This window comes from Achromobacter sp. DMS1 (genome assembly GCF_001270295.1).
Map to the genome: position 1 here is coordinate 1 of NZ_LHSJ01000184.1, position 8,309 is coordinate 8,309.

At 69.2% G+C, this 8,309-nt stretch carries 7 protein-coding genes and 2 pseudogenes; 5 read left to right on the plus strand and 4 right to left on the minus strand.

Translation table 11 applies throughout. The features are described 5' to 3' along the window. Positions 1-159 (minus strand): annotated as a pseudogene (locus AD428_RS29960) (EI24 domain-containing protein); the annotation flags it as partial. Here AD428_RS29960 and AD428_RS18685 point away from each other — a divergent pair. From AD428_RS18685 to purF, 4 genes and pseudogenes are all read left to right on the plus strand, one after another. Continuing rightward, a pseudogene (locus AD428_RS18685) lies at positions 112-606 on the plus strand (glutamate ligase domain-containing protein); the annotation flags it as partial. The pseudogenes AD428_RS29960 and AD428_RS18685 sit on opposite strands and share 48 nt — an antisense overlap. A 63-nt stretch (positions 607-669) precedes the next feature. After that, positions 670-1,491, plus strand: coding sequence for an SPOR domain-containing protein (locus tag AD428_RS18690; protein WP_053246185.1), 822 nt, complete (start codon positions 670-672; stop codon positions 1,489-1,491). Next, positions 1,491-1,979 carry a CvpA family protein gene (locus AD428_RS18695; RefSeq protein ID WP_053245265.1) on the plus strand — a complete coding sequence of 163 codons (489 nt, stop codon included), beginning with the start codon at positions 1,491-1,493 and terminating at the stop codon, positions 1,977-1,979. The genes AD428_RS18690 and AD428_RS18695 overlap by 1 nt, the downstream gene beginning before the upstream one ends. Positions 1,980-2,009: 30 nt before the next feature. Continuing rightward, positions 2,010-3,530, plus strand: coding sequence for an amidophosphoribosyltransferase (purF, locus tag AD428_RS18700; protein WP_053245264.1), 1,521 nt, complete (start codon positions 2,010-2,012; stop codon positions 3,528-3,530). Between the two features lie 92 nt (positions 3,531-3,622). On the opposite strand, the gene AD428_RS18705 is transcribed toward purF, so the two are convergent. The 3 genes from AD428_RS18705 to AD428_RS18715 all read right to left on the minus strand — a co-directional run bounded on the left by AD428_RS18705 (position 3,623) and on the right by AD428_RS18715 (position 7,425). Next, on the minus strand, positions 3,623-4,102 hold the full coding sequence (locus AD428_RS18705; protein WP_053245266.1) for a disulfide bond formation protein B: 480 nt from the start codon (positions 4,100-4,102) through the stop codon (positions 3,623-3,625). Between the two features lie 64 nt (positions 4,103-4,166). Continuing rightward, entirely contained in the window at positions 4,167-4,880 is a 714-nt protein-coding gene (locus tag AD428_RS18710; protein ID WP_053245263.1) for a MarC family protein, read from the minus strand. A gap of 55 nt (positions 4,881-4,935) precedes the next feature. Then, positions 4,936-7,425, minus strand: a complete 2,490-nt coding sequence (locus AD428_RS18715) for a [protein-PII] uridylyltransferase (protein WP_369798791.1) — start codon at positions 7,423-7,425, stop codon at positions 4,936-4,938. Between AD428_RS18715 and AD428_RS25435 the strand changes: the two genes are divergently transcribed. Beyond that, positions 7,312-8,121, plus strand: coding sequence for a TauD/TfdA family dioxygenase (locus tag AD428_RS25435; protein WP_369798790.1), 810 nt, complete (start codon positions 7,312-7,314; stop codon positions 8,119-8,121). The genes AD428_RS18715 and AD428_RS25435 overlap by 114 nt on opposite strands. Positions 8,122-8,309 lie beyond the last annotated feature (188 nt).

The following is an 8,309-nucleotide window of genomic DNA, read 5'->3' on the forward strand; positions in this document are numbered from 1 at the left end:
GGGCGTCCAGAACAGCCAGAGCAGAACGATGGCGCCCACCAGCGCGATCAGGAACGGCAGCAGCACGGCGAACAGCATGCTCGGATGGCATTGCGAYRSAATCGGTGCGCCGACCGCCTGCCGGTGCCCCAGCAGGCGGTGCGTCAGGGGCTGCTGCAGGCTTCTCTGCCGGGGCGCTTCCAGATCCTGCCGGGTCAGCCCACGGTCATCCTGGACGTGGCGCACAATCCGCACGCCGCGGCTGTGCTTGCGCAGAACCTCGACAACATGGGCTTTCATCCCTACACCCACGCGGTGTTCGGCATGCTGAGCGACAAGGACCTGGCCGGCGTGGTGGCCAGGCTGGGCGCGCGTGTCGACAACTGGTTCTGTGCGGGCCTGCCCGGGCCGCGCGGCGGCACGGGAGAGGAGCTGGCCGAGCGGGTGCGCGTGGCTCTGCCGCCTCCGGCCGCGGGCGAGGACAGCCCCTCCGTGCGCGCCTTCCCCGACCCAGCGGCGGCCTATGCGGCGGCGCGCGAACAGGCGGGGGAGAATGATAGAATCGTGGTATTCGGTTCGTTTCTTACCGTCGCCTCGGTTTTGCAGGCGCTGGGCCGCAAGGCCTAGGCAAGGGCCGCAAGCGCGGCGGCCCGATGCACCGTCGCAAGCCGCCGCAAGGAATTCTCTTCCATGGGTTTTTTCAAACGCAAAGATCCCGCCGAGCAGGCGCAGACCTCCCGACGGGCTGCCGTGCCCAGCGAGGTCCAGGCCGCCGAAATGCGCGGCAGGGCGCGGCGCAGGCTGGCCGGAGCCGTCGCGCTGGTGCTGGCAGCGGTCATCGTGCTGCCCATGGTGCTCGATTCGCAGCCCCAGCCGGTCGCCGACAACATTCCCATCCGCGTCCCCGAGCGCAATACGCCGTTCCAGCCCCAGGTGAGCGAGCCCCAGGCCGCGGCGCCCGCCGCTCCTGCCGAGGAAACCCCGCCCGCCGCGTCTTCCGACCCCGCTGCGGTTCCGCCGCCGCTGGCCTCGGCCACGCCGCAGCAGCCTCCCGCTGCCGCCCAGGCGCCGCAGCATGCGCAGCCGCCGGCGGCCGCGGCCAAGCCCGAAAGCCGGCCCGAGACCAGGCCGGAAACGAAGCCCGCCGAGCCCAAGCCCGAACCCAAGCCGGCGGCCAAGCCCGCCGACAGCCGCACCGACGACGGCTCGCGCGCCCTGGCGCTGCTCGAAGGGCGCTCGGCCCCGGCCGCCTCCGCGCCCAAGGCGCAGTCGTCCAAAGGCAATTTCGTGCTGCAGATCGCGGCCTACACCACGGCGGAAGACGCGCAGTCGCGCCGGACCAAGCTGCACCAGGCCGGCGTCACCAATGCTTTCGTCGAGCCCGCCAACATCGGAGGCAAGCAGCAGTACCGCCTGCGCGTGGGGCCGTTCCCCTCGCGCGAGGCGGCGCAAGCGGCCCAGGCGCGCCTGCGCACCCTGGGCTATGACAATGGCTTCATCGCCGCCCAGTAGTGACCGGCTTCGATTTCGTCGTGCTGGCCATCCTGGCGGTATCGGGTGTGCTGGGCCTGGTGCGCGGCCTGCTGAAAGAGGTGCTGTCGCTGCTGGCGTATCTGCTGGCGTTCGTGGCGGCCGTGTGGTGGGGCCCCACGGTCTATGGCTGGCTGGAGCCCTATATTGAAACGACGATGCTGCGCATGGGGGTGTCCTACGCCGCCGTGTTCATCATCGTGCTGCTGGGCGTGGGTCTGGTCAACATGACGCTTGCCGCCTTGATCCGCACCACCGGACTCGGTCCCGCCGACCACGGCCTGGGCGGGATGTTCGGGTTGGCGCGGGGGCTGTTGATCGTGCTGGCCCTGGTCGCCGCGGCCGGCTATACGCCGCTGCCCGAAGAGCCGTGGTGGAAGGACGCCATGTTTTCGCATTCGGCCATCGAGGCCATCCGACACATCAAGACGTGGCTGCCGCCTTCGCTGGCGGCGCTGCTGCCGTATTGATCTGCTTTAAATCAACCAGGAAATCTCACCATGTGTGGAATCGTAGGCGTCATCGGGCGCGGGCCGGTCAACCAGCTCCTCTATGACAGCTTGCTGCTGTTGCAGCATCGCGGGCAGGACGCCGCGGGCATTGCGACGTCGCAGGGCACCCAGTTCAATATGTTCAAGGCGCATGGGCTGGTGCGCGACGTCTTCCGCACGCGCAACATGCGCGCGCTGCCCGGCAACTCGGGCATCGGACAGGTTCGCTATCCCACCGCGGGCTCCAGCGCCAGCGAAGAAGAAGCCCAGCCGTTCTACGTGAACGCCCCGTTCGGCATCATGTTCGCCCACAACGGCAACCTGACCAACTGGCGCGAGCTGCGCGAATCGCTCTACCGCGTCGATCGCCGCCACATCAACACCAATTCCGATTCCGAAGTGCTGCTCAACGTGCTCGCGCACGAGCTGCAATCGGCCGCCAGCGGTGTGTCGCTGGACGACGACGCCATGTTCCGCGCGGTGGCCGCCGTGCACAAGCGCGTGCGGGGCGCCTATGCGGTGGTGGCGCAGATCTCGGGCTACGGCCTGCTGGCCTTCCGCGACCCCTACGGCATCCGTCCGCTGTGCATCGGCCGCCAGGACACCGACGAAGGTGTCGAATGGATGGTGGCCTCGGAATCGGTGGCGCTGGAGGGCAGCGGCTTTTCGTTCGTGCGCGACGTGGCGCCGGGCGAGGCGGTGTTCATCGACCTGGACGGCCGCCTGGTGAGCCGCCAGTGCGCCGAGAATCCGCAGCTCGTGCCCTGCATTTTCGAATACGTGTACTTCGCCCGCCCGGATTCGCTGATCGACGGCGTGTCCGTCTACGACGCCCGCCTGCGCATGGGCGAATACCTGGCCGACAAGGTGGCGCGCAACATGCGCCTGGGCGACATCGACGTGGTCATGCCGATTCCCGATTCGTCGCGCCCGGCCGCCATGCAGCTCGCCGCGCGCCTGAACCTGGACTACCGCGAGGGGCTCATCAAGAACCGCTACGTGGGGCGCACCTTCATCATGCCCGGGCAGGCCGTGCGCCGCAAGTCGGTGCGCCAGAAGCTCAATGCCATTGGCATGGAGTTCAAGGGCAAGAACGTGCTGCTGGTCGACGACTCCATCGTGCGCGGCACCACCAGCCGCGAAATCGTCGAAATGGCGCGCGCGGCGGGCGCCAACAAGGTGTACTTCGCCTCGGCCGCGCCTCCGGTGCGCTTCCCCAACGTGTACGGCATCGACATGCCCACCCAGAAGGAGCTCATCGCCACCGGTCGCAGCGACGAGGAAATCGCCCGCACCATCGGCGCCGACAGCCTGGTCTACCAGGACCTGGCCGACATGCAGCAGGCCGTGCGCGACATCAATCCCGCGCTGACCCGCTTCGAGGCGTCGTGCTTCGACGGAGAATACGTCACCGGGGATATCACCGCCGAATACCTGGCCCGCCTGGGCCAGTCGCGCGCGGACGCCGGCACCGACGAGCCGCCGGGCGGGCTGCAGTTCAACATGGGCTACGCGGCCAACGACGCCTGAGGGCTGAGGCCGCGGCGGAGCGCGCAAGAACGCCTGCCGCGCCCCGGAACTGCCCCCGGCGCCCGGAATCGCATCCGGGCGCCGGGGGTTTTTCATTGCGCGCCGCGCCGGAACAGCACGGGCAGCGCCATGAAGAACAGGATCGCGAAAAGCGCCAGGCTCCACAACGCGTACTCGATGCCCATTACCGACACCACCGCGTCCATGCAGGTGGCGTAGATGCCGAACAGCCAGGGCACGGCGGCGTCCAGGCCCAGGCCGCTCATGAAGCGGTCGGCGAAGGTCTGGTCGCACGACAGCATCTGTGCGGCCACGCTGTACTGGTACCAGGCCGCCGCGACGCCGCAGAGCGACAGCGCCGCGGCCAGTCCGCCGCCCAGGCGCGCCAGTCCGCCCCCGCCCAGGCTGCACAGCAGGGCGGCCACGCCGATGACCAGGTAGATCAGGCGCTGCATGACGCACCACGCGCAGGGCGGCATGTCGAACAGATGCTGGGACGCGAGCGCGATGCCGACCGCCGCGAAGCAGAAGAGGGCGATGAGACGGAGCAGGCGTTGGGAATGGGAATGCATGGGCATGGGAAGCAGGACAGGGAAATAGGCCGGGAGAATGGCGTGGGTCCAGGGGCGACACGCTTTAGGCCGGGTGGACGGGAATTGGTTGCATGGACTGCTGCAACAGGGCCAGCACCAGGTCGCGCGCGCCTTCCCAGAAGATCTGCACGCCCAGGCAGAGCATGATGAAGGCCGACATGCGCATGAAGACCGCGGTGCCGTTGTCGCCCAGCCGGTGCAGCATCTGCGCGGCGAAGCGCAGGCAGACGTAGAGCGTGGCCGAAACCAGCAGAATGCCCGGCAGCGAGCCCGCCAGCCGCAGCAGGCTGAGCCCGGCGTGCTGGTCGCGCAGCGAAACGCCCACGGTGATGGCCGCGGCGATGGAGCCCGGGCCGCAGCTGATGGGAAAGGTCAGGGGGTAAAAGGCCCGCGAGCGCGCCATTTCGGGCGTGAACGACTCGGCCATGCGTGCGACGCGCTCGGTGTCCGCGTCCGGCGAGTTGACCAGGCGCCAGGCGCTGGCGATGACCAGCATGCCGCCGCCCACGCGCACGATGGACAGGGAAATGCCGAAAAAGCTCAGCACCACGTTGCCGGCCACCATGGCCACCGCCAGCATCAGCCCCACGTTGATGGCGACGCGCTTGGCCAGCACCGTGCGGGTGGCCGACGACGCGCCCTCGGTCAGCGAGAGAAAGATCGGCGCGATGGCGGGCGGATTGAGAAACGGCAGCAGCGTGGCCACGGTGAAGAAAAAGCTGGAGCCGAACGCGCGCAGAAAGTCGTTGATCCCCATGGGCAGCAGGAAGGCGGGCCGAAAACCGGATTGTATGCGCTGGCGCGCCGCGGCGTCAGGCGGCCTGCCGGCGGGTATCCTCGCCCGCCAGGGCGTCCAGCACGTCGCGTTCGAACTGCATCTGCGAGCGCGGCCGCTCCAGCGCGGCGCCGTCCACGATGAACACGTCTTCCACCCGGTCGCCCAGCGTCATGATCTTGGCCATGAGCAGGTTCACTTCGTGGCGGGCGAATACGCGGGCCAGCGCGTACAGCAGCCCGGGGCGGTCGGTGGCCGTTACCGACAGCCGCCACGACTTGCTGCGTTCGTCCGGCTGCAATTCGGCCTGGGGCATGACGGGAAACACTTTGGAGACGCGCGACTGGCGCGCGCGGCCGAAATGGCCTGTCGCGGGCGCATGGGCGCCTTGCGGATCGCGCAGGCGCCCGGCCAGCTCATGCTCGATCAGCGTGGCCTGCGCGCGCAGGTCGGATGCGCCGTCCGGCGGCAGCACGATGAAACTGTCCAGCGCCCACCCGTGGCGGGTGGTGTGGATGCGCGCGTCCTGGATGGAGAGCGATTTGGCGTCGAAGTAGCCGCAGATCGCCACGAACAGGTCGGGCACGTCGCGCGTGTACACCATGACCTGCAGGCCTTCGCCGTGCTCCGTGGGGCGGGCGCGCACCACCGGCCCGTCGGGCGCCACCTGGTAATAGAGATGGCGCGTGTGCCAGGCGATGTCGGACGCTTCGTGGCGCAGGAAATACGCCACGTCGAGCTGGTTCCAGAATGCCTCGCGGGCTTCATCGCGCAGGCCGGCCAGCCGCGTGAGGCGCGCGGCTTCCTCCTTGCGCTCCGTCAGCACCGTATGGGCGTCGGCATGGGCGCCGCCCAGCGCCGCCAGCGTGAGCCGGTACAGGTCTTCGAGCAACTTGCCTTTCCAGGCGTTCCAGACCTTGGGGCTGGTGCCCCGGATGTCGGCCACGGTCAGCAGGTAGAGCGCGGTGAGGTGGCGCTCGTCCTTGACGGTGGCGGCGAAATCCTGGATGACCGCCGGGTCGGAGAGGTCGCGCTTCTGCGCCACGGCCGACATCAGCAGGTGCTGGCGCACCAGGAATTCCACCAGCCCCGCGTCTTCGGGGTCCAACCCGTGGTCCAGGGCGAAGCGGCGCACCTCGCGCGCGCCCAGTTCGGAATGGTCGCCGCCCCGGCCCTTCGCGATATCGTGGAAAAGCGCCGCCACGTAGAGCAGCCAGTGGCGGTCGAGCCCGGCGATGAGCTGGCTGGCCAGCGGATACTCCTGGGCATGCTCGGGCATGGTGAAGCGCCGCAGGTTGCGCACCACCGCCAGCGTGTGTTGGTCCACCGTGTAGGCATGGAAGAGATCGTGCTGCATCTGGCCCACGATGCGGCGGAAGACCGGCAGGTAGCGCGGCAGGATGTTCAGCATGGTCATGCGGCGCAGCTCGTGCACGATGCCGCGCGGCTGCTGCAGGATCTGCAGGAACAGTTTGCGGTTCACCGGATTGCGGCGGAACTGCGCGTCGATGCGGTGGCGCGAGTGCCAGATGGCGCGCAGGGTGCGCGCCGACATGCCGATCAGTTCGGGATGCTGCTGCATGACCAGGAACGCGCGCAGCAGCAGGGTCGGGTTGCGCTCGAAACCGTCGTCGCGAATGATGTCGAGGCGGTCGCGCAGGTTGCGGAAATCGTCGTCGATGTCGTGCGCGTCGCCGTCAGGCCGCGGAAACAGGCGCTCCTCGATGTTCTGGACCAGGATGACGTTGAGCTGCGTGACGAGGCGGGCCGCCCAGTAGTAGCGCTGCATCAGCAGCTCGCTGCCGCGGCGGGTCGCCGTGGCGTGGATGCCGTACACCCCGGCCAGCGCGGGCTGCAGGTCGAACAGCACCCGGTCTTCGCGCCGGCGCGCGAGCAGGTGCAATTCGATGCGCAGACGCTTGAAGGCTTGCTCGGCCCGGCGCAGGTCGCGCGCCTCGGACTGCGTCAGCAGCCCGTTCTGGGCGACCGCGCGCCAGGTGCTGCCGAAGCCGGCGGCGCGCGCCATCCACAGGATGACCTGCAGGTCGCGCAGGCCGCCCGGCGATTCCTTGCAGTTGGGCTCCAGGGCGTAGGGCGTGTCCTGGTAGCGCGCATGCCGCTGCTGCATTTCGACCCGCTTGGCGCGGAAGAAGGCGCGCGGATCCAGGCGCGACCGGGTCGCGGCCTCGAATTTCTTCATCAGCGTGCGGCTGCCGGCCAGGAAGCGCGATTCCAGCAGCGCCGTCTCGACCGTGATGTCCGCCGCGGCCTCGCGCTCGCAGTCTTCGATGGTGCGCACGCTGTGGCCGGGTTCCAGCCCGAGGTCCCACAGCGCGGCCACGAGTTTTTCGATGGCCGACTCGTCTTCGGGCGTGGGCGGGTGGGGCAGCAGGATGAGCAGGTCCACGTCCGAATGCGGATACAGCTCGCCGCGTCCGTAGCCGCCCACGGCGGCCAGCGCCGCGCCGGCCGGCAGGGGCGCATGCTTGACGAGGTCGCGCAGCGCCGCGTCCACGATGCGGCGCAGCTCCGTCAACAGCGTGTCTGCGACTCCTGCGACGTGGTGGCGCTGCTGTGCCGCCGCACCGCCAAGGAAGGCGGCGCAAGCAAGGTGATCAGCTCGCCCGCGCTGGTGGCGGAATTCGCCCGCCGCCGGCCGGACCTGCTGCCGGTGCTGCGCCAGCCGTTCTATTACAGCTACCAGGGCGCGCAGGATCCGTCCCAGCCTCCCTACTACCGCATTCCCCTGCTGAACGACGAGCGCTCCCCGTTCGCCTTTCGCATCAACCGCAAGAACGTGACGGCGGCGCAGCGGGATTTCAGCGAAGTGCCGCGCCTGAGCCCCGCCCAGATCGAGGCGCTGGACCTGATCGACGAACTGCTCGCCGACCCCGGGCTCTGCTATTCGATGTGGCTCGAAAAGGGCGACATGCAGCTGCTCAACAACTACACCACCGTGCATTCGCGCACCGGTTTCGTGGACCACGACCACCCCGACGAAAAGCGCCACCTGCTGCGCCTGTGGCTGGCGGTGCCGGATTCGCAGGAGCTGCCGGCGGACTGGGAGCCGTACTACGGCGACCGCCGCGCCGGCTCGGTGCGCGGCGGCCTGCGGGGCAGCCAGCGGCCCGCCGGGTTCGACGCGTTCGAGGCGCGCCAGGCGCGCTTCATGGGCATGCGCTTGCGACCTTTCGTGGCCCCGGCGGGCGAACTCGCCGCCTGAATGCCGCGGCGCGCCCGCGCCACACCAATACAAACACAACCAACGGTCCATGCACTGCCCGGCCGGCGCGCCGGCCCGGCCATCGGAACCCGCCTGAGGAGACAAATCATGAACCGCCGCGAATTCCTGGCCGCCACGCTGCCGGCCGCACTGGCCGTTGCCGCCGGCCCGTTCCCGGCCCGTCCGGC

Excerpts from the sequence above, each read along its gene's own strand:
- purF (WP_053245264.1), top strand. The coding sequence starts at position 2,010 with ATGTGTGGAATCGTAGGCGTCATCGGGCGCGGGCCGGTCAACCAGCTC.
- AD428_RS18710 (WP_053245263.1), bottom strand. The coding sequence starts at position 4,880 with ATGGGGATCAACGACTTTCTGCGCGCGTTCGGCTCCAGCTTTTTCTTC.
- AD428_RS25435 (WP_369798790.1), top strand. The coding sequence starts at position 7,312 with ATGCGGATACAGCTCGCCGCGTCCGTAGCCGCCCACGGCGGCCAGCGC.
- AD428_RS18705 (WP_053245266.1), bottom strand. The coding sequence starts at position 4,102 with ATGCATTCCCATTCCCAACGCCTGCTCCGTCTCATCGCCCTCTTCTGC.
- AD428_RS18690 (WP_053246185.1), top strand. The coding sequence starts at position 670 with ATGGGTTTTTTCAAACGCAAAGATCCCGCCGAGCAGGCGCAGACCTCC.